The organism is Rathayibacter sp. VKM Ac-2929 (assembly GCF_022815495.1).
Lineage (GTDB): Bacteria > Actinomycetota > Actinomycetes > Actinomycetales > Microbacteriaceae > Rathayibacter > Rathayibacter festucae.
Genome location: NZ_JALGRV010000003.1, coordinates 39,354 through 65,767, shown reverse-complemented (window position 1 = coordinate 65,767; position 26,414 = coordinate 39,354). Strand labels below are relative to the sequence as shown.

Below are 26,414 nucleotides of genomic sequence, written 5' to 3'. Positions count from 1 at the left end.
CGGGCTGCCCCGGAGGGGCACAGCGGGAGCGGGTTACCCTGAGGACATGAATGGCGAGAACCTGCTGGGCCCCGAACCGACCCTCCTCCCGGACGAGCCCGCGATCACCGCGGCCCTCGCCAAGCACGCGAACCCGGGAGCCGTCGAGTTCGCCGCGCTCGCGGCGGCCCACCCGCGCTCACCGCTGGCCTGGGCTCTCCTCGCGGACAGCGTGTGGGGGATCGACGCGGCGCTGCCGTCCTACGCCTACGCGCGCGTCGGCTATCACCGCGGCCTCGACCTGCTCCGCACCGCCGGCTGGCGCGGCCAGGGCCCCATCCCGTGGCGCCACGGTCCCAACCGCGGCTTCCTGCTCTCCCTCTACGCCCTCCGCCGCGCCGCCGAGTCGATCGGCGAGACCGACGAGGTCGCGCGCCTCACCGGCTTCCTCGAGCAGGCCGACCCCGCCGCGATCCCCGAGATCGAGCGCTACCACGAGGACGCGCTGCCCCCCACGGCCGCCATCGTCATCCTCGGCGCGGACTGATCGCCGCCCGGCCGCGGCGCTCGCGGCGTTGTCGTCGGTCGCCGTAGCTCCGCTACGCCTCCCTCCTCCGCCTTGCGATCACCGCGACCGGACGACGATCAGGCTGAGGCGGTGCAGGATTGCCGTCCCCGCCGCATGCTGGTCGAGTAGCCCCGCAGGGGCGTATCGAGACCCACCGTCGTTCGGTGGGTGGATCTCGATACGCCCGCTGCGCGGGCTACGAGATCAGCATGAAGCGGGGCCCTCTTCGCGGGCCGCTCGACGCGGCAGAAGTGTGCCCGCTGTGCGGGCTCCTCGGCTGGGTGTTCGGTCAGCGGGACGAGTGCGTCGCCGCAGGGGCGGCGCGGCGGCGGAGGAGCAGGACCGTCGCGAGGGTCAGCAGGGCGCCCAGCGCCGCCGCGCCGGCGGTGACCAGGAAGCCGGACTGCGGGCCGAGGGCCTCGACGGCCAGGCCGCTCAGGGTGGAGCCGGCGGTGGCGCCGAGGGCGATGCCGGTCGGCGGCCAGGCGAGGGCTTCGGTGAGGCGGCTGCGCGGGGCGATCGACTCGACGAGGCTCGAGCCGGTGATCAGCAGCGGCGACGTCGCGAGGCCGGCGACGAAGGCCAGCGCGATCAGCACGGGCAGCGACCCGGCGAGCACGAGCACCGGCACCACCACTCCGAAGACGGCGCCCGCCACCAGGAACCTCGAGCGCGGACCGCCGGGCAGGCGCGCGGCACCCACGACCACCCCGGTGAGCACGCTGCCGATGCTGTACGCCGAGAGCAGCAGCCCCGAGGCGGCTCCCGCCCCGGACGCCTCCGCGGTCGCGATCGCCGCGACGTTGAACGAGCCGAAGACCCCGCCGATGGTCGCGAAGACCGCCACGATGCCGACGAGACCGAGCGGCAGCCGCTCCCGCGCGGGCGACGCGGCCGAGCGCACCGGAGCGAGCGCCGGCTGCGTCCCCGTCTGCACGAGCAGCGCGACACCGCCGGCCACGCCGATCCCGAGGCCGACCAGGACGCCGGCCGCCGGGTGCACGAGCGAGGCCAGCAGGGTGACGATCGGCGGCGCGACCACGAAGGCCGCCTCGTCCGCCACCGACTCGACCGAGTACGCGGTGTGCCGCAGCCCCGGGTCCGAGGTCGCGGCGCTCCAGCGCGAGCGGACGGCCGAGCCGACGTCGAGGACGGCCGCGCCGGCGAGGATCCCGAGCGCGAACCAGGTCCAGACGGGAGCGCCCAGCAGCACGGCGGCGACGAGCCCGAGCGAGGCGGCGACGAGGACCGGGAGCGACAGGGCGAGCGCCCGGCGCTGCCCCCAGCGGTCCATCACCCGCGACCAGAGCGGCCCGGTCACGGCGAGGGCGAGGGTCAGCGCGCCGGAGACCGCGCCGCCGAGCGCGTAGCTGCCCGACTGCGCAGACACGAGGACGAGCACCCCGATCGCGAGGCTGCCCTTGGGGAAGCGGCCGAGCCAGCCGGCCGAGGAGAAGGCGAGCGACCCCGGGAGGGCGAACGCCCGCGCGTAACTCCCGGTCGCACGGCTCAGAGCGGAGGTCGAGGTGGTCGTGGGGTCTGGCATGGTCGGATCCGATTCCGGTCGTTCCGACGGCGGAGACTGCTCCACTGGCTGGACGGACGACAGGACGAGCCTACGCGGGCGGCACCTCTGCGGGCATGATGGACGCATGGACACCGCCGCGCTCGAGTCCTTCCTCGCCGACCTGCCGGGCGCAGGCGCGAGCTTCCCCTTCGGCCCGGAGACGCGGGTGTGGAAGGTCGAGGGCAAGGTCTTCGCGCTCGAGATGGAGCGGTTCGGCCGGCCCGTCGTCAGCGTCAAAGCGCTGCCCGAGAACGTCGTGCACCTCGTCGCGGGCGTCGACGGCATCGAGCCCGGCTACCACCTCAACAAGAAGCACTGGGTGACCGTCGACGCGGGCGGCCGGGTCGAGGAGGGCCTCGTCCAGGAGCTGCTCGCGGAGTCGCACGCGATCATCGTCGCGAAGCTGCCGCGCCGCCTCCGCCTCGCCCTCGACGGCACCGCCACCGGCTCCCTCAGCGAGGACGCCTGACCCGAGCCCGGCCCTCCCCGCGAGATGCCACTTGTGACGGACTTTCGCGGCGTGTCGCGCGCACAAGTGGCATCTCGCGGGGGAGGACCGGGCTCGCAGAGACCTACAGGCCGTAGGAGCGGAGGTAGGCGGCGGTGTCGTGCCAGCCCTCGACGGCGAAGGTCTCGACGCCCATCGCCTTGACGGGGTAGTCGTTGCCGTCGGGGTCGAGGCGGTCGCCGACGAAGATCATCTCGTCGAGGGGGATGCCGGTGAGCTCGGTGAGCTTGTTCATCCCGTAGGCCTTGTCGATGCCCTTGCGGGTGATGTCGACCGAGGTGGAGCCGCCGGAGCGGACCTCGAGGTCGGGCAGCACGGCCTGGACGGCCTCGCGGAGGGTGTTCTTCTTCTCGCCGGTCGGGTCCCAGGCCTGCTTCACCGGCACCGGAGCGGCCTGGCCGAGCGCGGAGAAGGTGATCTGCGAGTCACGGTCCTCGAGGATCGGGCCCCAGGTCTCGGACTCCCAGTAGCCGAGCTCCTTGGCCTTCTCCTCGACGGCGGCGAGCGCGCGGGACTTCTCGTCGTCGGTGAGGTTCTCGGCGTAGATCTGCGCCCAGTCGCCGTTCTCGTAGCGGTAGTACTGCGTGCCGCAGGTGGGCATCAGGTGCAGCTTCGCCAGCACGGCGGGGTCGGCGCCCTCGAGGCGGTCGAGCACCTGCATCCGGAACTGGCCGATCTGGCCGCCGGAGATGATGCACACCTCCGTCGCCTGCAGCAGCTTGACGAAGAGGTCGGCCATCACCGGGTCCACGGGGGACTTCGAGGCGGCGAGGGTGTCGTCGAGGTCGAAGGCCATCAGGCGGGGCAGGGTGCTCATGGAACTCGTTTCACGGTCTGCGGACAGGGCGGTAATGACGGGGTGGCGCGGCGCGCGCGGTATCGAGGATACGGGGCGGTGCAGCCGGAGCGCGGGAACCGCGGGCGCAGACTGGGGCGATGAGCCTCCCGCGCACGATCGCCCGCATCCTCCTGGGCCTCGTGCTCGTGTTCGCGGGGACGGGGCACCTGACCTTCGCGCGGCGGTCCTTCCAGGCGCAGGTTCCGCCGTGGCTGCCGTTCGATGCGGACTTCGTCGTCCTGGCATCCGGTGTCGTCGAGATCGCGCTCGGGCTCGCGCTCCTGCTGCTGCGGCGCCGGCGGGTGCTGGTGGGGATCGTCGTCGCCGCCTTCTTCGTCGCGGTGTTCCCCGGGAACGTCTCGCAGCTCGTCACCCGGACTCCGGCCTTCGGCCTCGAGACCGACGCTGCCCGGGCGATCCGGCTGGTCTTCCAGCCGCTGCTCGTGCTCTGGGCGCTGTGGTCGACGGGCGTGCTCGCCGCCTGGAACGCGAGACGGCGCCGCCCTCGGGAGTGAGGGCGGCGCCGTCCGGTCGTGCGGGTGGTGCGGGCGGCTACTCCGAGTGCGAGGCGGAGCGGCGGCGGCGGAGCACCGTCAGCGCGATGCCGGCGAGCAGCAGCAGAGCCGCGCCTCCTGCGGAGGAGGCCGCGTCGACGCCGGTGTTCGCGAGCGGTCCGGAGTGCGAGCCCCCGGCGACGGGGACGGGCGTGGCGGAGGGCAGCGGCACCGGGGTGGCCGTCGGCTGCTCGGTCGGCTCGGGCTGGCCGGGCTCAGGCTGGCCGGGCGCGGGCGTGCCGGGCTGGCCGGGCGTGCCGGGCGTGCCGGGCTCGGCCGGGACCTCGGCCGCGACCGACGTCAGCGACCAGTTCTGGTCGAAGAAGTCCGCCTGGTCGATCACGCCGCGCGCGCTCGCCCAGTCGATCAGCAGCTGCCGGATCTCGAGCCGCTCGTCGTAGACGAGGGGAGCCGCGGCGACGGCCGGGTAGGCCCCGCCACCGCTCTGCCGGTAGTTGTTGACGGCCATCACGAAGCGGTCGTCGTCGGCGACGGGGGTGCCGTCGAGCTGCGTCAGGTCGCGGATCCGGGAGCCGGCCGGCTGCGAGATGTCGATGACGTAGTCGAGGCCCGAGAGCGCGTCGTAGTTGTAGTCCGGGATGCCCGTGGGGCGGTCCGCGGTGATCGCGTTCGTGCCGGTGGCCGGGTCGAACGGAGCGCCCGGGGCGACCTGGTTGAAGTAGCGCGCCGAGTACTCGAGGTAGTCGCGCACCTCCGCGCCCGTCATCTCGACGCCCCGGAGGGTGTTCTCGTAGATGTAGAGACCGGCGATGTCGCGGATCGTGACCTGCCCCTTCGGGAAGACCGCGGTGCGCGAGAACGGCGACGCCTGCGAGATGACCGGGACGTCGGCCCACTCCGTGCCCTCGAGCGCGGCGTCGACCGTCTCGGCCTGGACGTTGTTGATGAAGTCGATGATCGGGGTGTCCTCGTAGCGCGAGGTCTCGGCCGAGAGCTCCTCGAGCGACTCGGCCACGGGGGTGTTCACGTACTCGATCGTGGTCGCGTGCGGCTCGGCGAGGGCGTCGACCACGGCGGTCGACTCCTCGGCGATGTCGCGCGCGTAGACCGGGGTGACGACGGGAGCGCTGCCCTCGGTCCAGTCGACCTGCAGGTCGCCCGCGGCGTCCTTCACCAGGTTCAGGGTCACCTCGGTGAGCCCCTGCGCCCAGAAGTACGGCTGGGTGACGAGGACCTGCTCGCCGGCGACGTTCGTGTAGAGCGTCTCGGGGACGTCCTGGTGGCTGTGGCCGGCGACGACCACGTCGATGCCGGGGACCTGCGTCGCGATGTTGTTGACGACGTCCTCGTTGAGGTCGGCCGGGTCGTACTCGGCGTCCGGGACGGTGCCCTGGCCGGTGTGCGCGAGGACGACGACCACGTCGGCCTCGGCCTCGACCTTCGGGACCCACTCCTTCGCGGTCTCGACCATGTCGCGGAACTCGAGCACGCCGTCGACGTACTGCTTGTCCCAGACGCGGACGCCCGGGGTGACCAGGCCGAGCACGCCGACCCGCACGGTCTCGCCGTCGATCTCGCGCTCGATCACGGTGTACGGCTTCTGGTACGGCTCGCCGGTCGCGACGTCGACGACGTTCGCGCCGAGCAGCGGGGCGTTCAGATCGCCCTCGTAGGCGCTCAGCATGTCGAGGCCGTAGTTGAACTCGTGGTTGCCGACGACCTGCGCGTCGTAGCCGATGGTGTTGAACGCGGTGGCCATCGGGTGCGTCGTCTCGCCCGAGAGGACGCCCGCGGCGCCGTCGCCGAGGCCGTAGTAGTAGGTGAGGGGCGTGCCCTGGATCGCGTCGCCGTTGTCGAAGACGAGGACGGAGTCGTCGCCCTTCTCGGCGCGGAGGCGGTCGACCTCGGTCGCGACGCGGGTGAGGCCGAGCGTGTCCTCGCCCTCGTAGGGCGCGTTCGCGAAGTAGTCCCAGTTGTAGACGTGCCCGTGCGTGTCGGTCGTCGACACCAGGGTGAGCTCGACGCCGTCGTCGAGGGTGGCCGCGCTCGCGAGGGGAGCGGCGGTGGCCGCCCCGAGCGCGATGACGGCGAGGAGGCTTGCGGCGCGGAGTGTGCGCATCGGTTTCCTGTTCGCGTGATCGGTGGAGTGTGAACGCCTTCGAATCTATGCGCCGGGTGTGAACGCGTCGTTACGGGTTCGAGAGCATCGCTCGGCTATCGGTCGGACGGGGCGGATCGCGTCCCCTTTGTGCACTCCCTCTCAATGCTGAGGGTATGTCAACTAGGCTGCGGCGGACACGTGGCAGGACGTCACCCTCAGGGAATCGTCGTCCGCGCCCCCGTGCGGAGCTCGGCATCATGCTGCGGAGGACTGGACTCGAAGGGAAGGGCGTCGGTGATGGTGTCTGGTGCTTCCCCTCGCGGCGGTGGCGTCGAGGGCCTGCTGGTTCCCGTGCTGGTGTCCGTTCCGCTCTTCGGGCTCCTTCTCGCGGCCCACGCGTGGATCGAGGCGTCGATTTTCGCCGGGGCGGCCGTGCTCACCGTGACCACCCGCGCGATCCTCGCTCGAACCCACGCGCCCGAGGAGAGGAAGAACGGGAGAGCGCAGCGAGAGTTCGGCCGCAACGCCCTGCTGGACGACTCTCGCGCTGAGTTGGAATGATGCCTGGCGACGAGGGGATCGACCGGCTGCTCGATCGCGGAGGTGTCGGTTTCACCGGCTCGGCCGGAGTCGAGGCCTTCTACGTCCTGTGCAGCCCGTGCTCATCGCCGGCGGACGAGAAGTGCATCGAGCTCACGTTCAGCCGGGAGTTCGTCCAGCTCGGAGATGTGCGGACCGATGTCGTCGTCAAGTGGGGGCGTGAGGAGAACGTCCGCGCCTGGCTCGCGGCTCTGGTCGAGGAGTTCGACGTCGAGGTCGGTCCGCCTCTCATGGAGGCGGCCGCCATCGAATTCGTCGTGAGGAGTCCGTTCAATGACGCGGGTGAGGAGCCGATCTATGCCCTGCACCCCTGGAGACGCTTCGAGACGAACAGCGGTGAGAGCAACACGGGAAGCGAGTCCTGATCTATGGACTCGGTGACTCGGCTCGGAACGCTGCTGGCGCGCGAGGGTCGCCTCGTCGCGGTGGAGCGGGACGGGCGGCTGCTGCGGGTGGCCTCCCTCAGCGGAGGCGGACTGTCGGCCGCCGTCGTCGCGTCGGCGAGTCGGTCGATGCACGTCGCGGCGATCTCCGGAGTGCACCGCACGGCGTTCTGCCTCCTTCGCGACGACGTCCCTGAAGCGTCGGTCGCCGAGCCGGTGGTGTGGGCGGTCCGTCGCCGGCGCGGGCTCGTCCGCGATCCGATCCTCGGCGCGGAGCGGAGGCTGCGGGTGCTCGGAAGGGTCTTCGTGCTCGGAGGCAGATCACCCTGTCGGTGTCGGGACGTCCATGCTGATCGAGTAGCCCGCGGAGCGGGCGTATCGAGATCCACCAGCGTCAGAAGGACGAGTCTGCAGATCCGCCCTGCTGATGAGGGCGGGTCTCGATACGCCCCTGCGGGGCTGCTCGACCAGCATGGGGACGCCCCTGCGGGGCTGCTCGACCAGCAGGAAGGGCCTCCGCCGCGTCCGAGTGAGACGGTAGTGATCGGGGGAGTGGCGGCGGCCCTCCCGTAAACTGGCTCGGGCTGGTCGCCCTGTCGCGACTCCTCCGTCGCACGGCCGGCCCCGCACCCGGCGTCTCCGGGTACTGCCGTTTCGCACAGCGAAGGACACGCCATGCCAGCAATCGTCATCACCGGCGCCCAGTGGGGCGACGAGGGCAAGGGACGCGCGACCGACCTGCTCGGCAGCCGCGTCGACTACGTCGTCAAGTTCAACGGCGGCAACAACGCCGGGCACACGGTCGTCGTGGGCGACGAGAAGTACGCGCTGCACCTGCTGCCCTCGGGCATCCTCACGCCGGGCGTCGTCCCCGTCATCGCGAACGGCGTCGTCGTCGACATCGAGGTGCTCTTCCACGAGCTCGAGGCGCTGAGCGCCCGCGGCGTCGACGTCTCGAAGCTGCTCGTCAGCGCCAACGCGCATGTGATCACCAGCTACCACCGCACCCTCGACAAGGTGACGGAGCGCTTCCTCGGCAAGCGCCAGATCGGCACCACCGGCCGCGGCATCGGCCCGGCCTACGCCGACAAGATCAACCGGGTCGGCATCCGGATCCAGGACCTCTTCGACGAGAACATCCTCCGGCAGAAGATCGAGGGCGCCCTCGACCAGAAGAACCACCTGCTGGTGAAGGTCTACAACCGCCGCGCGATCCTGGTCGAGCAGGTCATGGAGGACCTGCTGCAGTACACGGAGCGCCTGCGCCCGATGGTCGCGGACACCTCGCTGGTCCTCGCCCGGGCCCTCGACGCCGGCAAGACGGTCCTCTTCGAGGCCGGCCAGGCCACGATGCTCGACGTCGACCACGGCACCTACCCGTTCGTCACCTCCTCCAACGCGACCTCGGGCGGCGCGGCCACCGGCTCCGGAGTGGCGCCCAACCGGATCGAGCGCGTCATCGCGGTCATCAAGGCGTACACGACCCGCGTCGGCGCCGGCCCGTTCCCGACCGAGCTGTTCGACGAGTGGGGCGAGTACCTGCGCAAGCAGGGCTTCGAGTTCGGCACCACCACCGGCCGCCCGCGCCGCTGCGGCTGGTACGACGCCCCGATCGCCCGCTACTCCGCGCGGATCAACGGCGTCACCGACTTCGTGCTGACCAAGCTCGACGTGCTCTCGGGCCTGGAGACCATCCCGGTCTGCGTCGCCTACGAGGTCGACGGCGTGCGCCACGACGAGGTCCCCGTCTCGCAGAGCGACTTCCACCACGCGAAGCCGATCTACGAGGAGTTCCCCGGATGGCAGGAGGACATCACCGGCTGCCGCGAGTTCGCCGACCTGCCGCAGGCCGCGCAGGACTACGTCCGCGCCCTCGAGGCGATGAGCGGCGCCCGCTTCTCCGCGATCGGCGTCGGGCCGGAGCGCGAGCAGGTCGTCGTCCTGCACGACCTCCTCGACTGAGGCGCGACGGGGTCGACCCGCTTCGAGACCCGTCCGCTCCGGCAGCGACGCGCACGACGGCCGCGGGCGGGGGATGATCGGCTGGTGCAGATCTACGCCGACCTCCCCGCCGTCCGCGCCCGCCAGATCACGGCCGACGCCCTCGCGCTCGCCGTCGCGGTGATCGCGATCGCGGCCGGGATCGCCGTCGGCTCGCTGATCGCGGGCCTCGCCGAGATCGGCCGCCGCCTCGAGAGCGCGGGCAGCGGCTTCGGCTCGACCATGAGCGACGCCGGCTCGACGCTCGGCGGCATCCCGCTGCTCGGCGACGCCGTGCGCGCGCCGTTCGACGAGGCCAGCGGCGCCGGAGCGGTGCTCGCCGCGGCCGGCCGCGACCAGCAGCAGCTCGCGAGCGCGCTGGCGATCGTGGCCGGCCTCGCGATCGGCGGGCTGCCGCTGCTCCTGCTCGCCGTGGTCTGGCTCCGCCCGCGCCTGCGCTTCGCCCGCCGCACCGCCGAGCTGCGTGCCCTCGGCACGACCCCCGGCGGCGCCGAGCTGCTGGCCCTCCGCGCCCTCACCGAGGCGACCCCGCGCGAGATCCTCGCCGCCCACCCGGCCGCCGTCCCCGCCTGGCGCGCCGGCGACCCCGCCGCCACCGCCGCCCTCTCCGCCCTCACCCTCCGCCGAGCCGGCCTCCGCCCCTGACGCCGCCCCCTGACGCGCGCGCCGATCCCCGCCGCGAGATGCCACTTATGAGCACGACACGCCGTGGATCCCGCTCATAAGTGGCATCTCGCGGGGGCCGCAGGGACCAGCACGGGTCACCCGGGAGGATGACGGCGGCGGCCACCCGGGGCGACGCCCGCGACAGAGGCGGCTCCGTAGCGTCGGAGACATGCAGAACCAGACCTCCTCCGTCGTGGCGCGCGTCGAGGGCGTGCGCAAGCTCTACGGCAGCACGCCGCCCGTCGTCGCCCTCGACGACGTCACCCTCTCGATCGAGCGCGGCGAGTTCACCGCGGTGATGGGCCCCAGCGGCTCCGGCAAGTCGACGCTGATGCACGTGCTCGCCGGCCTCGACACCGCCTCGGCCGGCCGCGTCTTCCTCGGCGACGTCGAGATCACCGCGATGGGCGACGCCGAGCTCACCGTGCTCCGCCGGCGCAGCGTCGGCTTCGTCTTCCAGGCCTTCAACCTCGTCCCGACCCTCGACGTGCGCGGCAACATCCGCCTCCCGTTCGAGCTCGACGGCCGCCGCGTCACGGCCGAGGAGGAGGAGTGGATCGCCCGTCTGATCGAGTCGCTCGGTCTCCGCGAGCGCCTCACCCACCGCCCGCACGAGCTCTCCGGCGGCCAGCAGCAGCGCGTCGCCATCGCCCGCGCCCTGGCCACCCGCCCGCAGCTGATCTTCGCCGACGAGCCGACCGGCAACCTCGACTCGCGCACCGGCCGCGAGGTGCTCAGCCTCCTCCGCGCCTCGACCCGCGAGTACGGCCAGTCGATCGCGATGGTCACCCACGACCCGATCGCCGCGGCCTTCGCCGACCGCATCGTCTTCCTCCGCGACGGGGCCGTCGTCGACGACCGCCGCGGGATGAGCGCCGAGGAGATCTCGCGCGCCATGCTCTCGATGGAGGGAGCGTCGTGAGCGCCCGCACCGGCCTGCGGGCCGCCTCGGGGCAGGGCGGCGGCGCGATCATCACGGTCGCCGCGCTCTCGGCCGCGTTCGGCGGAGTCCTGGTGATGGTCATCGCCGACATGGTGGCGGCGTTCGACGCCGCCGGTCTCGACGGCATCGCGCAGGCCGCGACGACGCTGGGCGTGGTCGGCGGCGTCTTCTTCGGCATCGCCGTCTTCGTCGGCGCGATCGTCACCTCCAACGCGGTGTCGACGGTGATCGCCGGCCGCACCCGCGAGATCGCGCTGCTGCGCCTGCTGGGCGCCTCCGGACGCTCGCTCCGCGCCGAGGTGGTGCGGACCGGCCTCGTCCAGGGGCTGATCGGCGCGGCCCTCGGCCTCGTCGCCGCCGTCGTCCTGGTGGCCGTGGGCGCCGAGATCGCCTTCAGCACCGGGACCTTCACGCGCATCGCCGTGCCGCTCGCCTCGCCGGGACTGCTGCTGCCGGGCCTCGCCGTGATCGTCTCGACCGTCGTCGCCTCCTGGGCCGGATCCCGCCGGGTGCTCTCGGTCGCGCCGTCGCAGGCCGCCGGCTCCGCCGCCGAGCCCCGCTACGACGAGCTCCGCGGCCGCACGGGCCGGAACGTCCTGGCGCTCGTCCTCCTCGTGGTCGGCGTCCTGCTCCTCGTGATCGGCGTCGTGGTCGGGCTGGTCAGCCCGCTCGGCGTCCTGATCGGCCTCGCCGGCGGCATGCTCTCCTTCACCGGGGTGGTCCTCGGAGCGCCGGTCCTGCTCCCGCCGCTGATCTCGCTGGTCGGCCGGGCCTTCGGCGGCGGCCCCGTCGCGCGCCTCGCCTCCGCGAACGCCACCCGCAACCCCGCCAGGAGCGCGCGTGCCGTCATCGGCCTCGTGATCGGAGTGACGCTCGTCACGATGTTCGCGGTGGCCGCTGCGACCTTCTCGTCGATCATTCGCGCCTCGAGCGAGATGAGCCCGGAGATCTTCGCGGCGCTCGACCAGTTCGTCGCGGTCAGCACGGCGATCATGAGCGTGCTGCTCGGCTTCTCTGTGCTGCTCGCGGCCGTCGGCATGGTCAACACGCTCTCGCTGAGCGTGCTGCAGCGCCGCCGCGAGCTGGGACTGCTCCGCGCGCTCGGCTTCACGGGCTCGCAGGTGCGCTGGATGGTCGTCGTCGAGGCGGCGCAGATGGTGATCGCCGCGGCGCTGCTGGGTCTCGTCCTCGGCGCGTTCTACGGCTGGGCCGGCGCGGTCGCGATCTTCGGCTCGCTGCCGGGCATCGGACTGGTGCCGCCGACGATCCCGGTCGGGATCCTGGTCGCCGTCGTCCTGGTCAGCATCGTCCTCACCGCCGTCTCCGCGGTCCTGCCGGCCCGCCGCGCGACCCGGGTGCCGCCGGTGGAGGCGCTCGCCGTCGCCTGAGCGCGCCGGCCGCTCGGCTCGCGAGCGGCTCGAACCACCCGGCCGCTCACGCCACCGGGCCGCTCACACCACCGAGAAGCCGTCCGCGAGGCGCTCCCGCCCGCTCAGCGCGAGCAGGAGCTCCTCGCCCCGTCCCGCCCGAGCGGCGAGCGCCCCCGCCAAGGCGGAGCAGGCCTCGACCGCCTCGGGCGGGATCTCGTGCGCGAGGCCCGTCGCCCGCGACAGGTCGAGGGTGTGCACGACCAGCTCGAGCACGCGGGTCCGCAGGTACTCGTCCAGGGCCAGGGCGTGCTCGCCGATCGCGACGAGGCGCCCGGACGGCTGCTGCGCCAGCAGCGCGAGGGCGCGCTGCAGCGACGACGCGATCACCTCGGCCGGGTGCTCGCCGAGCAGCGCCCCGGTCTCGACGCCCCGCCGCGCCACGGCCGCGGGGTCGGCGCGTCCGCCGGCCAGGGCCGCGTAGTAGCCGAGCGCGTCGGGCACGGTCGCGGCGGCCGGCTCCTCCGCGAGCAGGTACGTCTCGACCGTCGTGATCGCCCGCGAGGCGTGCCCGGTCAGGCCGCGGACGTCCCAGACGCCCAGCCCTGGCAGCGCCCACTGCTCGTCCCCGATCCGCTCGACCAGGCGGAGCAGGGCGCCGGCCGAGGCGGCGAACATCGCGGTGCTCTCCATGGACCTCATGCTGGCACGCGTCCTGGACTCCTCAGCGGGCCGCAGTGGCCCCAGAATGTCCGGATGAGCAGCCCCGCCTCGCCCGATCGTCCCGGCCGTCCTGTCCGCCCGGCGCCCGCGGTGCTGACCGGCCGCCTCGTCGTCCTCGAGCCGCTCACCGAGGAGCACCTGGAGCCGCTCCGGGCCGCGATCGGCCGCCCCGAGGTGTTCGCCGCGGGCTACGGCGGCGGGCCCTCGGGCCTCCCCGACGGCGCCGAGGCGTTCCGCGCCTTCGCCCGGCGCTACTACCCGTGGGAGACCGGCAATCCCTCCGCCGTGCTCGTCGACGGCCGGGTCGTCGGCACCTCCTCGCTGACCGACTTCGACGAGCGGCGGGAGGCGGCGCACCTCGGCTGGACCGCCTACGCCCCCGAGGTCTGGGGCACGGCCGTGAACCCCGAGACCAAGCTCCTCCTGCTCGGCCTGGCCTTCGACAGCGGCTTCTCGCGGGTGAAGCTGCAGGCGGACGCGGCGAACGCGCGCTCCCGCGCGGCGATCCTCCGCCTCGGCGCGGTCTTCGAGGGCGTGCTGCGGCACGACCAGCGGCGGGCGGACGGCTCCTGGCGCGACACGGCGGTGCACTCGATCCTGGTGGAGGAGTGGCCGGCGGTCCGCGAGGGGCTCGAGCGGAGGATCGAGGCGCTATCAAGCCCGGTCCCGCCGCGCAACCCGGATGCTCCGATCGGGCGCTGAGCGGTAGGAAGGACGCATGGAACGCATCCACTACGCCGGCAGCTCGGTGCTCACCGGCAGCCGGATCGCGCACTCGCTCGTCGGCTACGCGGAGGCCCTCGCGCTGCGCAAGGGCGCGATGTCGGTCGACATCCCGATCCGGCGCTCCACCGGCGAGCTCGGCCGGGCGACCCTGCTGATCGGTCCGGCCAGCCAGCTCTTCTCGGAGACCGAGGACGACGGCGGCGAGGAGATCGTGGACGCGGCCCTGGTCGAGAGGCTCGCGAAGGAGACGGCGCGGCTCGGAGTGTCCCAGCCGCTGGCCGAGGAGGGCGACTCGTCCTCGCCGCACCTGTCCGACCTCGAGATCCCGCACTTCGATTCGGATGACGATCGACGCTGAGCGTCGGACCCGGGGCGGTTAGAATCGCCCCGTACCGTCCGGCCGTGCCCCCGCCGGCTGGACTGCACTGCGAACGGAGACCGCCCTCATGGGCCGATTGATCTACGACTCGACTCTCGAAGCCGACTTCGACGACCGACTGCTCGCCCATCTGCAGATCGTCATCGGCTCGAAGCTGTCGCGCAACGAGTCCTTCTACCTCTCGTGGAAGGACTCGCAGTCCGTCGGCGACGGTCGCACGTCGATCTGGCTGCACCCGGCGATCCCGCTGCGCTTCAAGTACCACGGCGGCCGCGCGCCGGCCATCAACCCCGACTGGATCCGCCAGCTCCTGGCCGATTCGCACAGCGCCCACGGCCTGCGCATCAGCGAGGAGCCGCACGGCGGAGCCCGCCAGAGCGAGGAGGGCCTGCTGTGAAGCGCGTCGAGCTGATCTACGGCGGCACCCCCTACAGCCTGCACGACACCACCGCCGCGGAGGTCCGTGCGAGCGTCGAGGAGGCGCTCGACGGCACCGCCTCGCGCTGGCTGACCGTCAACCAGGGCGAGGGCCAGCCCCGCGAGACGTCGATCCTGATCACGCCGGGAGTGGCCTTCTCCGTCGCCGACGTCGCGCACTGACCGCCGCCGGCTGAGCCGCCGATCCTGACCACTGATCCTGACCGGCGCGTCCTGAGGCGCACGTTCCGGGCCGCCGTCCCGGACCGCTCCCGCGTCAGCCTGTGAGCAGCGCCGGGAACTCGCCCGGGATCTCGCGCGCGAGGTAGCCGGCCGGGCCGAGCCTGCGCACGAGGACCGAGTCGGCCTCGGTGTGCAGGAAGGCACCCCACGCCGCGGCGCCCTGCGGGTCGAGGCCCCGTGCGCGGAGCCCGGCCGTCGCGCCGGCGAGGACGTCGCCGCTGCCCGCCGTCGCGAGGCCGGGGTGCTCGCCCTCGATGCGGACGGCGTCGCCGTCGGGCGCCGCGATCACGTTGAAGAGGCTGACGACCGCTCCGTAGCGCTGCGCGACGGCGATCGCGGCGGCCTCCACGTCGTCCACCTCCGCGCCGAGCAGCCGCGCGGCCTCCTCCGTGTTCGGCGTCAGGAGCAGGCGGCCGGCGAGGGCGCGGGCGACGCGCCGCTGGCCCGGCAGCACGCCGAGCGGGAAGGCGTCGAGGTGCACAGCGGGGACGTCGGCGAGCAGCGGAGCGATCGCGCGCAGCGTCGCGGCGGTCGCCTTCGGGTCGTCGAGTCCGGGGCCGATCAGCGCGACGTCGGCGGAGCCCAGCTCGCCTTCCAGCGCGGAGAGCCCACGGCCCGAGATCGAGCCGCCGCGGGTCTCCTCCAGCGGCACGACGCCGCACTCGGGCAGCGCGACGGCGGTGGCGGAGGCGACGGACTCGGCGACGCAGAGGGTGATCCGGCCGGCGCCGACCCGGAGGGCCGCGATCCCGGCGAGGATCGCCGCTCCGGGCGTCTTGCGGGCGCCGCCGACCACGACCACGTCACCGCGGGCGTGCTTCGATCCCGCCGGGTCGGGCAGCGGCCAGCGCCGTTCGAGCAGGGCGCGGTCGACGACGGCGCTCCTGTGCGCGGTCTCGCTCCTGTGCCGGGTCTCGCTCATGAGCCGGTCCTTCCTCGCGGGTCGTCGACGGCGGTGTCGACGGCGGTGTCCTCGCCGGTGTCGTGGCGGGTGACCGGCGCGCTCGACTCCTCGAGGTGCGCGGTCTCGTTGAAGCGCTCGAGCGTCCAGGCGTCGCCGTCGCGGACGAGCCGGGTGACGGAGGCGTTCGCGACCGGGGTCGCCCGGCCGATGTCGAGCAGCTCGCGCTCGGTGAGGCCCTCGCAGACCGAGCGGATGATCAGGACGACGGCGTCGTGGCAGAACAGCGCGACCGGTCCGGCCGGCGCGACGACGTCGAGGTGGTCGAGGAACGAGCGCACCCGCTGGGCGAGGTCGGTCCAGGACTCGCCGCCCGGCGGGCGGTAGTAGAACTTGCCGAGCCAGTCCCGCCGCGCCGCCTCCTCGGGGAATCGCGCGCGGAAGCCCGCGGTGGTCAGGCGGTCGGCGATGCCGAGATCGCGGTCGCGGAGCCGCTCGTCGAGGCGGGGCACGAGGTCGAGGCCCGCCTCCTCGAAGGCCAGCTGCGCTGTCGAGGACGCGCGCAGGTACGGCGAGGACCAGGCGGCGACCGGGGCGTTGCCGTCGGCGAGCCAGCGGCCGAGCGCGCGGGCCTGCTCGCGGCCGGCCGGGGACAGCTCGACGTCGGGGTCGCGCCGGTCGACGGCGATGTCGTGGGCGCCCTCCGCCTCGGCGGCGCTCGCCGCGATGTTGGCGACGCTCTCGCCGTGGCGCACGAGGAGGAGCTCGGTGGGGCCGGAGGTGCGCGGGCCGGGGCTGGTGGAGGAGCTCATCACTCCATGCTCCGCTCCGGCGCCCGCCCGGCCGAGGGGGTTCCGCGCGGTGCGGAGCAGTTGCTACGCGGCTAGGGTCGGTCGGGTGAAGCTGATGCGGACGCGACCGGCCCCGACGACCTCCCCGGCCCGCGCGACCCCGCCGGCCCTGCTGATCGGCGCGGCCCTGGCGGTGCTCGCGCTCGCCGGCTGCACCGCTCCCGCGCCGGACGTGGTCGTGTCGAACGACGTGGCGCCCCGCGAGGAGTCGCGCGACCGCGTGCTCGCGCTCGTCTCCTCCCTCGCCGGGCCGCAGGACGACGCCTTCGGCTACGCCCGGCTCGCGAGCGACCAGGCCGTCGAGGGCGTGGACCTGATCGGGATCGAGTCCTACGACGCTCTCAGCGAGGGCGGCGAGTTCGGGGCGCTGTCGTTCCGCACACCGGTCGACGCCGCGGCCTTCCCGGACGTGGCCGATCTGCCGGAGGCCTACTGCTTCCGCGCGCCGTTCGCCGCGGCGGGTGCCGTGGTCGACGACGCCGACGGCGGAGGCGTGGCGGTCATCGAGTGCCCGGCCGACGCCGAGACGATCACTCCGCCGGCCGAGTAGGCGCGTCCACCGCGGCGACGACCGCCGCGAGCGTCTCCGGGTCGCTGAGGATGCGGAAGTGCCCGCCGGTCTCGATCCGCACGTTGACCGCGCCCTCGAGCATGCTGCCCTCGGGGATGTGCGGGTCGAAGAGGCCGAAGACCGAGGTGATCCGCGCGTTCGCGCCCGCCCGGCTGGAGAGCAGCAGGGTCGTCGCGTCTCGGGGCGAGAACGAGCGGAGGCTCTTCAGCAGCAGGTAGGGCGCGTAGCGCGAGCCGCCGAACGGCGTGGCGACCGCCACCATCCGGTCGACGCGGCCGTCGGGGTCGAGCTCGGTCATCACGTACTTGCCGATCAGGCCGCCCTTGCTGTGCGCGACGATCACCACGTCGCGGAGGTCGTGCTCGGCGAGGTAGGCGGCCACGTCCTCCGCGGTGCGGGCGACCGGGCGGCCGTTCCAGCCGAGGCTGGTGAGCACGTGCATCGGGTGGCCGCGGTGGTGCAGCGGGTCGATGATCGGTCGGAGGAAGGCCCAGGTCTCCCAGATCCCGGGCAGGACCACGATCGGCCGCTCCGTGCCGTCGAGGTAGTCGTCGGGGGCGCGGCGGGAGACGAAGGCGCGGACCTGCCAGGCGACGGCGTAGGCGTAGTCGCGGATCCACCAGACGGCGTCGCGGACGAGGTGCGTCATGCGGGCACCGGGGACGGGTCGGCGTCGGGCGCGGGGGCGGCGTCGGGCGCAGGGGCGGCGTCGGGCGCGCGGGCGATGTCGGCGGCGAAGGACGCCAGGGCGAGCGCGAGCGACTCCGGCTGCGTGCGCGGGACCACGTGGCGGGAGCCGGCGAATTCGAGGAGGCGCCCGTCGGCGGCGTGGGCGAGGAGGCGCTCGCACCAGTCGCGGGTGGCGATCGGATCGTCCCGTCCGCGCGCGATCAGCACGGGCGCGCTGACCGCGGCCAGCCGCCGCTGGATCGGGTAGTGCAGCATCTCGGGCAGCTGGCGCAGGTACCAGCCGAGACCGCCGCGGACGTAGTCGGCGAAGAGCAGGGCGTCGACGCCGAGCGGCTCGCCCAGGCAGTCGCGGGCGAGCGCGAGGCCCTGCCGGACGGCACCGGGGCGCTGCGGATCGACGACCGGGCCGATCAGGACCGCGCCCGCGACGAGGCCGGGCGCGCGGGCGGCGAGCTCGACCGCCACCTGGGCGCCCATCGAGTGGCCGACGACGACCGCCCGGGTGACGCCGCGCTCCGCCAGCGCTCTCTCGACCAGGCGGGCGTGGTCGGCGATGCCGACGCGGCGGCGGGGCGAGCGGTTGGCGCCGAAGCCGGCGAGGTCGACGGCGACGACGCGGCCGTGCGCGCGGAGGGTGACGGCGAGGGTCGAGAAGGTGTGGTGCGACATCCCGATGCCGTGGATCAGGACGAAGGTGCGCTCGGCGTCGGCGCGACCGGTCGCGAGGGTCCGGAGCTCGATCCCGTCGATCCGGTGGCGGACGACGGGCGAGGGGCGGGACATGCCCTCCAGGCTAGGCAGGCGTGCGGTCCGCCGCGCGGGGATGCGCCGCGGTGGTCGGGTGGGCTAGGCGGTCGGGCGGGGCGGTCGGCTGGGCGGGGAGTGTCAAGCGGCTGCTGCGGCGGGGGAGCGGTGCCTAGCCTCGGAGCAGGACGGCGGACGCCGCCCGCGGAGGGACATCATGCGGATCGCGATCGTCGGAGCGACGGGCAACCTGGGCACGGCCCTGCTGAGGCGCCTCCAGCGGGAGGACGCGGTGACGGAGATCGTCGGGATCGCCCGGCGCGAGCCGCGACCCGGAGCGGACGAGTACCGCGACGTGCGCTGGCACGAGGTCGACGTGGCCTCGAGCGACGCCGAGCGGCAGCTGCGGGAGGCGTTCACCGGCGTGGACGCGGTCGTGCACCTGGCCTGGGCGCTGCAGCCGAGCCACGACGAGCCGTTCCAGCGTCTGGTCGACGTCGGCGGGACCGCGGCGGTGCTGGCGGCCGCGGCGGCGAGCGGAGTCGGCCAGGTCGCGGTGGCGTCGTCCGTCGGCGCCTACAGCGCGGCGCCGAAGAGCCTGCGCGTCGACGAGAGCTGGCCGACCGGCGGATTGCACACCTCGACCTACAGCCGGCACAAGGCGGCGAACGAGCGTGCGATGGACGCCTTCGAGACGGAGCACCCGGAGGTGGTGCTCACCCGGCTGCGGCCGGGGCTGGTCTTCCAGCGCGGGGCGGCGACCGAGATCGCCGGGCTCTTCGCCGGCCCGCGGTACCCGACGCGCTGGCTGCGGGCGGTCCGGCCGCCGGTGCTGCCGCTGCCGCGGACGCTGATCTTCCAGGGCGTGCACGCCGACGACGTCGCGGACGCGTTCTGGCGCGCGCTCGACCGCCGGGCGGGCGGGGCCTTCAACATCGCCGCGGAGCCGGTGCTCACGCCGCAGCGGATCGCGGACGTCGTCGGCGCGCGGCTCGTGACGGTGCCGGTGGGGTTGCTCCGCTCGATCGTCACCGCGACCTGGCGGCTGCGGCTGCAGCGCACCGACGCGGGCTGGCTCGACATCGCGACGAACACGCCGGTCATGTCGACGGAGAAGGCGCGCACCGTCCTCGGCTGGGAGCCGACGACCACCGCCGAGGAGGCGCTGCGCGAGCTGCTCGACGGCCTCGCCGACCGCGCGACGGTCGCCGGCTCGCCGCCGCTGCGCGGCTGACCGCGGATCTCGATACGCCCTCTGCGAGGGCTACTCGATCAGCAGGAAGAGGCCCTCCGGCGCGAGCATGCGAAGAAAGGCTCGAACGCGCTGCACGGCGTGGGCGGGCACGCGCGTTCCATGCTGGTCGAGGAGCGCGCAGCGCCCTTCATGCTGGTCGAGTAGCCGCGCAGCGGCGTATCGAGACCCGCCCACCGGATGACGGTGGATCTCGATACGCCCTCTGCGAGGGCTACTCGATCAGCAGGAACCGCGCGAGGGCTGCTCGCTCGGCATCAGCAGGCCTACTCCGCGGCGACGCGGATGAGCACCTTGCCCGTCACTCCGCTCTCGACGGCGTCGTGGGCGGCGGCGGTCTCCTCGAGCGGGAACCAGGTCAGCGGCAGGCCGGCCTCCTCGCCGACGGGGAGGGCGCCGTCGCGCAGGGCCGCGGTGATGTCCTCCGCCGCGGCCTGGAGCGGCGCCTCGCCGACCGTGTAGAGCAGCAGACCCTGCCAGCGGGCGTTCTTGGCGAAGCTCGGCACGATCGGGATGGTGAACTCGTCGCCGTTGTTGTTCGCGTAGTAGCCGATGCTGCCGTGGTTCGCGAGCACCTCGACATCGAGGGCGGCGTTCTGCGTCGGCGCCACCTCGACGATCTGCTGGACGCCGTCGGGAGCGATCTCGAGGATCCTCTCCGCGAGCTGCTCGTCCGGGTACTGCAGGACGTGCTGCGCGCCGGCGGCCGTCGCGAGACGCGCCTTCGCGTCGCTGCTCACGGTGGCGATGACGGTCGCTCCGGCCCAGACCGCGAGCTGGATGGCGGCGTGACCGACCGCTCCCGCGCCGCCCTGCACCAGGACGGTGCGGCCGGCGAGCGCGCCGGGGGAGAGGCGGACGGGCCCCTCCTCGTGCACGGTGAGGGCGCGGTGCGCGGTCATCGCGGGGACGCCGAGGCTCGCTCCGAGCTCGGCGCCGATGCCCTCGGGCAGGCGCACGACGTGCTCGGCGGCGAGGACGGTCGACTCCTGCGCGGAGCCGGTCGGCCGCTGGTGGGCGGCGAGGTAGAACCAGACGCGGTCGCCGACCGCGAACCCGTCGACGCCCTCGCCGACGGCGTCGATCACGCCGGCGCCGTCCTGATTGGGGACGACCTCGTCGAAGGGCGGCTCGCCACCGGCGCGCGCCTTCCAGTCGGTCGGATTGACGCCCGAGACGAGGACGCGCACGCGCACCTCGCCGGCGCCCGGCGTGCCGGCCTCCCGGTCGACGAGCGAGAGGACGGAGGAGGAACCGGAGCGGGAGTAGACGATGGATCGCATACGACCCAGAAGCCCCGCGAGCCGCCCCCTATTCCCGCGCACCCCGTCCCAGACAGCGAGATGCCACTTGTGTACGCGACACGCCGTGAAAGGCGTACACAAGTGGCATCTCGCGGAGAGGGGGAGTTACGAGCGGTCGCTGTCCTGCGTCACGTTCTCCTGCACCGCGTGCTTGGCCTCGCGGGCGGAGTCCTTGACGTCCTCGGCGGCGGATCCACCCGCCTCCTTGACGTTCTGCGCGGCGTCGGTCGCGGTGTCCTTCACCGAGGCGAACGCCTGCTGCGCCGGCTCGCGCAGCTCGTTCGCGACGTCCTTCGCGGCACCGGTCACGGAGTCGACGACGGGCTGCGCCTGCTCCTTGACCTTGCCGGCCGCGTCCTTCTCGGCGTCCGAGGCGGGGATGAGCGAGGCGATCAGGAGCCCGGCGCCGAAGGCCATCAGGCCCACAGCGAAGGGGTTGCCGTTCGCCTTGCTCTTCACCGCTCCGGCCGTGCCGGAGAGCGAGTCGCCGGCGTCGTGCGCCGAGCCCATCACCCGGTCGCGCACGGAGCCGACGGCTGCCTTGACCTTGTCGGTCTGGCGGTCGACGATCGCGCTCGGGCTGACCTTCTCGGCCAGCGCGTCCACGTCTCCGCCGAGCTCGAGCCGCGTGCGCTCGATGTCGGCCCGGATCTCCTCCGGAGTCTTGCTCTGTCCTGCGTCGTACGTCATCGTCCTGCCCCGTTCGGCTTGAGGGTTTCGGGAATCTGCTTGAGGGTGTCGACCGTCTCGGGGACTCCGTCGACCTGCTTGAGGCTCTTGCGGCCGACGGCGAAGAGGATCGCCGCGACGACGCCCCAGATCACGGCGACGATCACACCCGACCAGCCGTTGCCGACCAGTGTCCCGAGCGCCCACCAGAGGGCGATCGAGAGGAAGAGCACGGCCATCAGCGCCGCGTAGCCCGCACCGCCGAGGAGTCCGGCGCCCTTCCCGGCCTTGCCGGCCGACTCCTTGATCTCGGCCTTCGCCAGCGCCATCTCCTGGCGGATCAGCGTCGAGAGGTCGCGGGAGACCTCGCCGAGCAGATCGCCCAGGGAGGTCGAGCCCGCGCGCTCTCCGGGCGTCGGCTCGGCGGAGGCGCGATGCGCGCCCAGCGGATCGCTCACGGCCGGGTTCCGTTCGGGAAGGCGTCGTAGCCGGGCGTGATCGGCGTGCTCAGCGGGTCGGCGACCGGCTCGGTCGGCGCGAAATCGCCGCGCTCGTCGAACGCGGTCGTCGTGGTCGCGCCACCGGAGTAGTCCGCGGCGGCGGGAGCGGCGAACTCGGGTCCGGAGGTGTCCGCGGTCGCGGCCTTCTCGTCCTTCGCCTCGGCGGTCAGCGCGCGGACGAGGCGTCCGGCGACCAGGCCGGTCGCGGCGGCGATCAGGATGAACGCACCCGGACGGCGGCGCGCGAACGACCGGACGTCGTCCAGCAGCTCGGAGGGGTCGCGGTTCTCGAGCCACGAGGCGACGCCCTGGACGCGCTCGGCGGCCTGCGAGACGAGCTTCGACGCCGCGTTGTCGTCGCCGCCCTCGCCGTTCGCGAGTGCGGTGAGGTCGTCGCTGAAGGCGCGGGCGCCCTTGGCGGCGTTCTCCTTCTGGGCGTGCGCCTGCTCGGTGAGCTGGGTGCGGCTCTGGTCGAGGAGGTCCTTGACCTGCACCTTCGCCTCCTGGGCGACGTTGGCGGCCTCCTCCTTGCCGGTGGCGAGCACGTCGCCCGCGGCCTGCTTGGCGTCGCCGGCGACGGCGCCGGCCTGCTCCTTCGCAGCGCCCGCGGTCTCGGCGGCCTTCTCCTTGGCGGAGCCGGCGGCGTCCGAGACGCTGCCCGAGGTGCCCCCGCCGACGCTGTGCGCGCTGGAGGTCGTGTCCGTGGTCGTCGTGTCCGACGAGTACGGCTCGGAGGTGAGCGGTGCTCCGTAGGTGCTGTCGGTGCTGTCGTACGAGGGGTCGGCGGCGCGGGCGTTCGCCGCGCCGTCTCCGAACGGAGGTGAAGCGGGATCGATGTTCGACATCGTCTGTCCCTTCCAGGATCGAGAAATGGTGGTCTGCGTGCCGGCGTCGCCAGTCTGGGCAGTGCGCCGCGCACCGAGATAGGGCGTAGCGGACAGAAGGCGTGAGGGCGTACGATCCCGCGCATCCGTGCTCTGACGCCCGGGCGGCGCTTCCTGGACGTCGGCTCCGGATCCGGTGGACCGGCGCGTCAAGCCCTTCTCGTCGGCGAAGAGCGCTGCCTAGCGTCGACGGGGACGGGGGCACGACCGCCCCGTCTCCGCTTCCGGAAAGGCACCCCATGCTCAGCACTCGACCGTCCCGCACCGTGCGCGTCCTCGGCGCGCTCGGCGCCTCCGCCCTGACCATCGGCCTGCTCGCGGGCTGCACCGGCGACGCGCAGACCCCGAACCAGTCCGGGAGCGCCGTGCCCACCAGCGCCGATGACGGCTCGACCCGCACGCCCACGATGGAGCCGACGCAGACCGCGCCGTCGGACACCGCGACGCCCGTCATGTGACCCCGCCGGGAGCGGGCAACCGACGATCGTGGCACCTCGGCGATCGTCCGGGCAAGCCCCTTCCGGCTCCCAGCCGACGAGCAGAAACGGCTCCTACCTTCGGGTGACAGTTCAGCGCACGACGATCACGAAGGAGGCACCACTATGGGGCTCGATGACAAGATCAAGAACGCCGCTCAGGACATCGCCGGCAAGGCGAAGGAAGCCCTGGGCGACCACAAGAACGACGACAGCCTGAAGGCCGAGGGCCAGAAGGACCAGGCCTCGGCCTCCGCGAAGCAGACCGGCGAGGACATCAAGGACGTCTTCAAGTAGGTCTACCCCGCACCACGACTCAGGCGGCGCCCCCTCGGGGACGCCGCCTTCGTCGTGTCCCGGCGGAGGGATCTCGATACGCCGCGTCCCGCGGCTACTCGATCAGCATGAGCGGCCCATGCTGGTCGAGTATCGCCGGAGGCGCATATCGAGACCCCACGCCGCCCGCTACGGCTGCAGGACGACCTTGATGCAGCCGTCCTCCTTCTTCTGGAAGGTCTCGTAGAGGCCGGGGGCGTCCTCGAGGGGGGCGCGGTGGGTGACGAGGTCGTTGACGCCCAGCGGGTCGCTCGAGTCCTCGACCAGCGGCAGCAGGTCGTCGATCCAGCGCTTCACGTTGCACTGGCCCATCGTCAGGGTGATCTGCTTGTCGAACATCGACTTCAGCGGCAGCGGGTCCGCCTCGCCGCCGTAGACACCGCTCAGCGAGACCGTGCCGCCGCGGCGCACCAGGTCGAGCGAGGAGACGACCGCGGCGAGCCGGTCGACGCCGACCGTGTCCATCGCCTTCCGCGCGATCGGGTCGGGGAGCAGCCCGGCGACGGTCTGCGCGAACGAGCCCATCGGCGAGCCGTGCGCCTCCATGCCGACCGCGTCGACGACGGAGTCGGGGCCGCGGCCCTCGGTGAGGTCGCGCAACTGGTCGTTGATGTCGTCCGTGAAGTCGAAGACCTCGATGCCGTGACGGGCGGCCATCGCGCGGCGCTCGGCGACCGGGTCGACCGCGAGCACGCGGTAGCCCTTGTGCGCGCCGATGCGGGCGGCGAACTGGCCGACCGGGCCGAGGCCGAAGACGACGAGCGAGCCGCCGTCGGGCACGTTCGCGTACTCGACGCCCTGCCAGGCCGTCGGCACGATGTCGCTGAGGAAGAGGTAGTTCTCGTCCGGCAGGACGGTGTCGACGACGACGGTGTTGTAGTCGGCGAGCGGCACGCGGAGGAACTCCGCCTGGCCGCCGGGGACCTGGCCGTACATCTTCGTGTAGCCGAAGAGCGAGGCTCCGGAGCCGTACTCGGTCACCTGGGTGGTCTCGCACTGCGACTGCAGGCCGCGACGGCACATGAAGCACTCGCCGCAGGAGATGTTGAACGGGACGACGACGCGGTCGCCGACCTTGAGCTTGGTGATGCCCGCGCCGACCTCCTCGACGACGCCCATCGGCTCGTGGCCGAGGATGTCGCCCTTGTCGAGGTACGGGCCGAGCAGGCGGTAAAGGTGCAGGTCGGAGCCGCAGATGGCGGTCGAGGTGATCCGGACGATGGCGTCCGTCGGCTGCTGGATGCGGGGATCGGGAACCGTCTCGACCGAGACCTTCTCGACGCCCTGCCACGTGAGTGCGCGCATGCTTCCTCCTTCTCCCGGCGCTGACGCCGGTGGTTCTCCGGCGCTCGCCGGGTACCTCTCCAGGCCACACCCGGCGGCGCGGAGTCGCGAGGGGGTTGACGGCCGGACGGCGCGGTTCGGAGGCTCTTCCCGGGTGAGGGCCGTGCCGAGCGCCGGCGATGTCGAGAGGACGTGCACCCGACGCTCACCCCGCTCCCGGCCGCGCAGTGGTGTGATGGAGGGATGGATGCTCTCTACACCGCCATCGCCCACGCCTCCGGTGGAGGACGCGACGGCCACGTCCGCACCGAGGACGACCGGCTCGACCTCGACACCCGCCCGCCCCAGGAGCTCGGCGGCTCCGGCGAGGGCACGAACCCCGAGCAGCTCTTCGCCGCCGGCTTCGCGGCCTGCTTCCTCAGCGCGCTGCACGGCTCCGGCAAGGCGCTCTCGATCGACACCACCGACGCGCAGGTGTCGGCGAGCGTCTCGATCGGCAAGAACGACGACGGCGGCTTCGGCCTCGCGGTCGAGCTCGACATCTATGTCCCCAAGGCGAGCTCGGAGGACGCGCACGCCGTCGCCGAGAAGGCGCACACCATGTGCCCGTACTCGAACGCGACCCGCGGCAACGTGGACGTCGTCCTCAACATCGTCGACTGACGCCGCCTCTCCTCGAAGGCCCCTGCCCGGTGACGGGCGGGGGCCTTCGACGTGCCGCCGCCTTCGGCTCGTGATTCCGGCTCCGGCTCGCGGGAATCGCGGGATTCGACGTGCCGGAAGCGTTTGTGCGTGCCGGGGGTCGGTGGGGTCGAGCTTCGGCTCGTGATTCTGGCTGGGGCTCGTGGAAATCGCGAGATTTCGCGTGCCCGGGGTGTTTCTGCGTGCCGGAGCTTGGCGGGGGTCGAGCTCGGGCTCGTGATTACGGGTCGGGCTCGCGGGAACTGCGGCTTTCGGCGTGCCGGAGGTGCCTCCGCGAGCCGGAGGTCTGCCACGGCAGGAGTGCGTCGTGCCCGTCCGTTAGGGTCGGAGGCATGATCGAGGAACCGTCGCGCGAGGGGTCGGACGCCGAGGCGCTGGCCGAGCTCGAGCAGATCCGTCAGAGCATCGACAACATCGACGCGGCGCTGATCCACCTGCTCGCCGAGCGCTTCAAGTTCACCCAGAAGGTCGGGCGGCTGAAGGCGGCGCACGGCCTGCCGCCCGCCGACCTCGACCGCGAGTCGCGCCAGATCGCGCGGCTGCGGGCGCTGGCGGAGGACGCGCACCTCGACCCGGCCTTCGCGGAGAAGTTCCTCGGCTTCATCGTCGCCGAGGTCATCCACCACCACGAGCAGATCGCGAGCGGCGCGGCGGACTGAGGGCGGCCCGGCGGGCTTGCCTGCGGGTCTCGATACGCCGCCTCCGGCGGCTACTCGACCAGCATGG

Annotated in this window: 32 protein-coding genes; 19 read left to right on the top strand and 13 right to left on the bottom strand. The window is 73.0% G+C overall.

Annotated features, from left to right (window positions below; translation table 11 throughout):
* Window positions 1-46 precede the first annotated feature (46 nt).
* A complete protein-coding gene (locus MT355_RS09450) occupies window positions 47-526 on the top strand; it encodes a DUF3151 domain-containing protein (RefSeq protein ID WP_123447130.1) in 480 nt (159 codons plus the stop codon).
* 310 nt (window positions 527-836) lie between these two features.
* Here MT355_RS09450 and MT355_RS09445 read toward each other — a convergent pair whose 3' ends face one another.
* The gene (locus MT355_RS09445; protein ID WP_243599343.1) at window positions 837-2,093 is read right to left on the bottom strand and encodes an MFS transporter; all 1,257 of its coding nucleotides are present in this window, start codon (window positions 2,091-2,093) and stop codon (window positions 837-839) included.
* 106 nt (window positions 2,094-2,199) lie between these two features.
* Here MT355_RS09445 and MT355_RS09440 point away from each other — a divergent pair, with 106 nt between their 5' ends.
* Window positions 2,200-2,583, top strand: a complete 384-nt coding sequence (locus tag MT355_RS09440; RefSeq protein WP_208110615.1) for an MmcQ/YjbR family DNA-binding protein — start codon at window positions 2,200-2,202, stop codon at window positions 2,581-2,583.
* 103 nt (window positions 2,584-2,686) lie between these two features.
* Here the strand turns inward: MT355_RS09440 and MT355_RS09435 are convergent, their stop codons facing one another.
* A complete protein-coding gene (locus MT355_RS09435) occupies window positions 2,687-3,439 on the bottom strand; it encodes an HAD-IIB family hydrolase (RefSeq protein WP_123447127.1) in 753 nt (250 codons plus the stop codon).
* A gap of 119 nt (window positions 3,440-3,558) precedes the next feature.
* Between MT355_RS09435 and MT355_RS09430 the strand changes: the two genes are divergently transcribed.
* Window positions 3,559-3,975, top strand: a complete 417-nt coding sequence (locus tag MT355_RS09430; RefSeq protein ID WP_243599342.1) for a hypothetical protein — start codon at window positions 3,559-3,561, stop codon at window positions 3,973-3,975.
* A 37-nt stretch (window positions 3,976-4,012) separates the two neighbouring features.
* Here MT355_RS09430 and MT355_RS09425 read toward each other — a convergent pair whose 3' ends face one another.
* Window positions 4,013-6,094 (bottom strand): 5'-nucleotidase C-terminal domain-containing protein, encoded by a 2,082-nt coding sequence (locus MT355_RS09425; RefSeq protein WP_243599341.1) that lies wholly within the window; start codon window positions 6,092-6,094, stop codon window positions 4,013-4,015.
* A 279-nt stretch (window positions 6,095-6,373) separates the two neighbouring features.
* Between MT355_RS09425 and MT355_RS09420 the strand changes: the two genes are divergently transcribed.
* The 6 genes from MT355_RS09420 to MT355_RS09395 all read left to right on the top strand — a co-directional run bounded on the left by MT355_RS09420 (window position 6,374) and on the right by MT355_RS09395 (window position 12,057).
* Window positions 6,374-6,637: a hypothetical protein gene (locus MT355_RS09420; protein ID WP_243599340.1), complete on the top strand. Its 264-nt coding sequence runs from the start codon at window positions 6,374-6,376 to the stop codon at window positions 6,635-6,637.
* Complete coding sequence (locus MT355_RS09415; RefSeq protein ID WP_243599339.1) at window positions 6,637-7,041, top strand: hypothetical protein; 405 nt, start codon at window positions 6,637-6,639, stop codon at window positions 7,039-7,041. The genes MT355_RS09420 and MT355_RS09415 overlap by 1 nt, the downstream gene beginning before the upstream one ends.
* Window positions 7,042-7,734: 693 nt before the next feature.
* On the top strand, window positions 7,735-9,021 hold the full coding sequence (locus MT355_RS09410; protein WP_123736253.1) for an adenylosuccinate synthase: 1,287 nt from the start codon (window positions 7,735-7,737) through the stop codon (window positions 9,019-9,021).
* Window positions 9,022-9,105: 84 nt separating this feature from the next.
* Window positions 9,106-9,705 (top strand): hypothetical protein, encoded by a 600-nt coding sequence (locus MT355_RS09405; protein ID WP_243599338.1) that lies wholly within the window; start codon window positions 9,106-9,108, stop codon window positions 9,703-9,705.
* A 190-nt stretch (window positions 9,706-9,895) separates the two neighbouring features.
* Window positions 9,896-10,648, top strand: coding sequence for an ABC transporter ATP-binding protein (locus MT355_RS09400; RefSeq protein WP_123447122.1), 753 nt, complete (start codon window positions 9,896-9,898; stop codon window positions 10,646-10,648).
* Complete coding sequence (locus MT355_RS09395) at window positions 10,645-12,057, top strand: FtsX-like permease family protein (protein ID WP_243599337.1); 1,413 nt, start codon at window positions 10,645-10,647, stop codon at window positions 12,055-12,057. The genes MT355_RS09400 and MT355_RS09395 overlap by 4 nt, the downstream gene beginning before the upstream one ends.
* A 63-nt stretch (window positions 12,058-12,120) precedes the next feature.
* Here MT355_RS09395 and MT355_RS09390 read toward each other — a convergent pair whose 3' ends face one another.
* Window positions 12,121-12,729: a maleylpyruvate isomerase N-terminal domain-containing protein gene (locus MT355_RS09390; protein ID WP_243599336.1), complete on the bottom strand. Its 609-nt coding sequence runs from the start codon at window positions 12,727-12,729 to the stop codon at window positions 12,121-12,123.
* Between the two features lie 63 nt (window positions 12,730-12,792).
* On the opposite strand from MT355_RS09390, the gene MT355_RS09385 reads away from it, so the two are divergent.
* From MT355_RS09385 to MT355_RS09370, 4 genes are all read left to right on the top strand, one after another.
* Complete coding sequence (locus MT355_RS09385) at window positions 12,793-13,461, top strand: GNAT family N-acetyltransferase (RefSeq protein WP_243599335.1); 669 nt, start codon at window positions 12,793-12,795, stop codon at window positions 13,459-13,461.
* Window positions 13,462-13,477: 16 nt separating this feature from the next.
* Window positions 13,478-13,843 carry a hypothetical protein gene (locus tag MT355_RS09380; RefSeq protein ID WP_123706004.1) on the top strand — a complete coding sequence of 122 codons (366 nt, stop codon included), beginning with the start codon at window positions 13,478-13,480 and terminating at the stop codon, window positions 13,841-13,843.
* Window positions 13,844-13,931: 88 nt separating this feature from the next.
* Window positions 13,932-14,261 (top strand): ATP-dependent DNA ligase, encoded by a 330-nt coding sequence (locus MT355_RS09375; protein ID WP_123447118.1) that lies wholly within the window; start codon window positions 13,932-13,934, stop codon window positions 14,259-14,261.
* A complete protein-coding gene (locus tag MT355_RS09370; RefSeq protein ID WP_243599334.1) occupies window positions 14,258-14,464 on the top strand; it encodes a hypothetical protein in 207 nt (68 codons plus the stop codon). The genes MT355_RS09375 and MT355_RS09370 overlap by 4 nt, the downstream gene beginning before the upstream one ends.
* A 94-nt stretch (window positions 14,465-14,558) precedes the next feature.
* Here MT355_RS09370 and MT355_RS09365 read toward each other — a convergent pair whose 3' ends face one another.
* Together MT355_RS09365 and MT355_RS09360 are read right to left on the bottom strand one after the other, a co-directional pair.
* On the bottom strand, window positions 14,559-15,446 hold the full coding sequence (locus MT355_RS09365; RefSeq protein ID WP_123736259.1) for an ADP/ATP-dependent (S)-NAD(P)H-hydrate dehydratase: 888 nt from the start codon (window positions 15,444-15,446) through the stop codon (window positions 14,559-14,561).
* Entirely contained in the window at window positions 15,443-16,237 is a 795-nt protein-coding gene (locus MT355_RS09360; RefSeq protein ID WP_243599333.1) for a histidine phosphatase family protein, read from the bottom strand. Before MT355_RS09360 ends, MT355_RS09365 begins: the two co-directional genes overlap by 4 nt.
* Window positions 16,238-16,322: 85 nt before the next feature.
* Between MT355_RS09360 and MT355_RS09355 the strand changes: the two genes are divergently transcribed.
* A complete protein-coding gene (locus MT355_RS09355; RefSeq protein ID WP_243599332.1) occupies window positions 16,323-16,826 on the top strand; it encodes a hypothetical protein in 504 nt (167 codons plus the stop codon).
* Here MT355_RS09355 and MT355_RS09350 read toward each other — a convergent pair.
* Both MT355_RS09350 and MT355_RS09345 read right to left on the bottom strand, forming a co-directional pair.
* Window positions 16,807-17,496 (bottom strand): triacylglycerol lipase, encoded by a 690-nt coding sequence (locus MT355_RS09350; RefSeq protein ID WP_243599331.1) that lies wholly within the window; start codon window positions 17,494-17,496, stop codon window positions 16,807-16,809. The genes MT355_RS09355 and MT355_RS09350 overlap by 20 nt on opposite strands.
* On the bottom strand, window positions 17,493-18,320 hold the full coding sequence (locus tag MT355_RS09345) for an alpha/beta fold hydrolase (protein ID WP_243599330.1): 828 nt from the start codon (window positions 18,318-18,320) through the stop codon (window positions 17,493-17,495). Before MT355_RS09345 ends, MT355_RS09350 begins: the two co-directional genes overlap by 4 nt.
* Before the next feature lie 178 nt (window positions 18,321-18,498).
* Between MT355_RS09345 and MT355_RS09340 the strand changes: the two genes are divergently transcribed.
* A complete protein-coding gene (locus MT355_RS09340) occupies window positions 18,499-19,515 on the top strand; it encodes an NAD-dependent epimerase/dehydratase family protein (RefSeq protein WP_243599329.1) in 1,017 nt (338 codons plus the stop codon).
* A gap of 284 nt (window positions 19,516-19,799) precedes the next feature.
* Here the strand turns inward: MT355_RS09340 and MT355_RS09335 are convergent, their stop codons facing one another.
* The 4 genes from MT355_RS09335 to MT355_RS09320 form a co-directional block, all read right to left on the bottom strand.
* On the bottom strand, window positions 19,800-20,816 hold the full coding sequence (locus tag MT355_RS09335) for an NADPH:quinone reductase (RefSeq protein WP_243599328.1): 1,017 nt from the start codon (window positions 20,814-20,816) through the stop codon (window positions 19,800-19,802).
* 126 nt (window positions 20,817-20,942) lie between these two features.
* Window positions 20,943-21,527 carry a DUF3618 domain-containing protein gene (locus MT355_RS09330; protein ID WP_243599327.1) on the bottom strand — a complete coding sequence of 195 codons (585 nt, stop codon included), beginning with the start codon at window positions 21,525-21,527 and terminating at the stop codon, window positions 20,943-20,945.
* Window positions 21,524-21,964 carry a phage holin family protein gene (locus tag MT355_RS09325; protein WP_372487831.1) on the bottom strand — a complete coding sequence of 147 codons (441 nt, stop codon included), beginning with the start codon at window positions 21,962-21,964 and terminating at the stop codon, window positions 21,524-21,526. The genes MT355_RS09330 and MT355_RS09325 overlap by 4 nt, the downstream gene beginning before the upstream one ends.
* Complete coding sequence (locus MT355_RS09320) at window positions 21,961-22,851, bottom strand: hypothetical protein (protein ID WP_243599326.1); 891 nt, start codon at window positions 22,849-22,851, stop codon at window positions 21,961-21,963. The genes MT355_RS09325 and MT355_RS09320 overlap by 4 nt, the downstream gene beginning before the upstream one ends.
* A gap of 278 nt (window positions 22,852-23,129) precedes the next feature.
* Between MT355_RS09320 and MT355_RS09315 the strand changes: the two genes are divergently transcribed.
* A complete protein-coding gene (locus MT355_RS09315; protein WP_123447108.1) occupies window positions 23,130-23,348 on the top strand; it encodes a hypothetical protein in 219 nt (72 codons plus the stop codon).
* 144 nt (window positions 23,349-23,492) lie between these two features.
* The gene (locus MT355_RS09310) at window positions 23,493-23,663 is read left to right on the top strand and encodes a CsbD family protein (RefSeq protein WP_123447107.1); all 171 of its coding nucleotides are present in this window, start codon (window positions 23,493-23,495) and stop codon (window positions 23,661-23,663) included.
* 168 nt (window positions 23,664-23,831) lie between these two features.
* Here MT355_RS09310 and MT355_RS09305 read toward each other — a convergent pair whose 3' ends face one another.
* A complete protein-coding gene (locus MT355_RS09305; protein ID WP_123736269.1) occupies window positions 23,832-25,007 on the bottom strand; it encodes a zinc-dependent alcohol dehydrogenase in 1,176 nt (391 codons plus the stop codon).
* Window positions 25,008-25,229: 222 nt separating this feature from the next.
* Between MT355_RS09305 and MT355_RS09300 the strand changes: the two genes are divergently transcribed.
* On the top strand, window positions 25,230-25,649 hold the full coding sequence (locus tag MT355_RS09300; RefSeq protein WP_123736270.1) for an organic hydroperoxide resistance protein: 420 nt from the start codon (window positions 25,230-25,232) through the stop codon (window positions 25,647-25,649).
* A gap of 371 nt (window positions 25,650-26,020) precedes the next feature.
* Window positions 26,021-26,347 carry a chorismate mutase gene (locus MT355_RS09295; protein ID WP_132437413.1) on the top strand — a complete coding sequence of 109 codons (327 nt, stop codon included), beginning with the start codon at window positions 26,021-26,023 and terminating at the stop codon, window positions 26,345-26,347.
* Window positions 26,348-26,414: the final 67 nt, after the last annotated feature.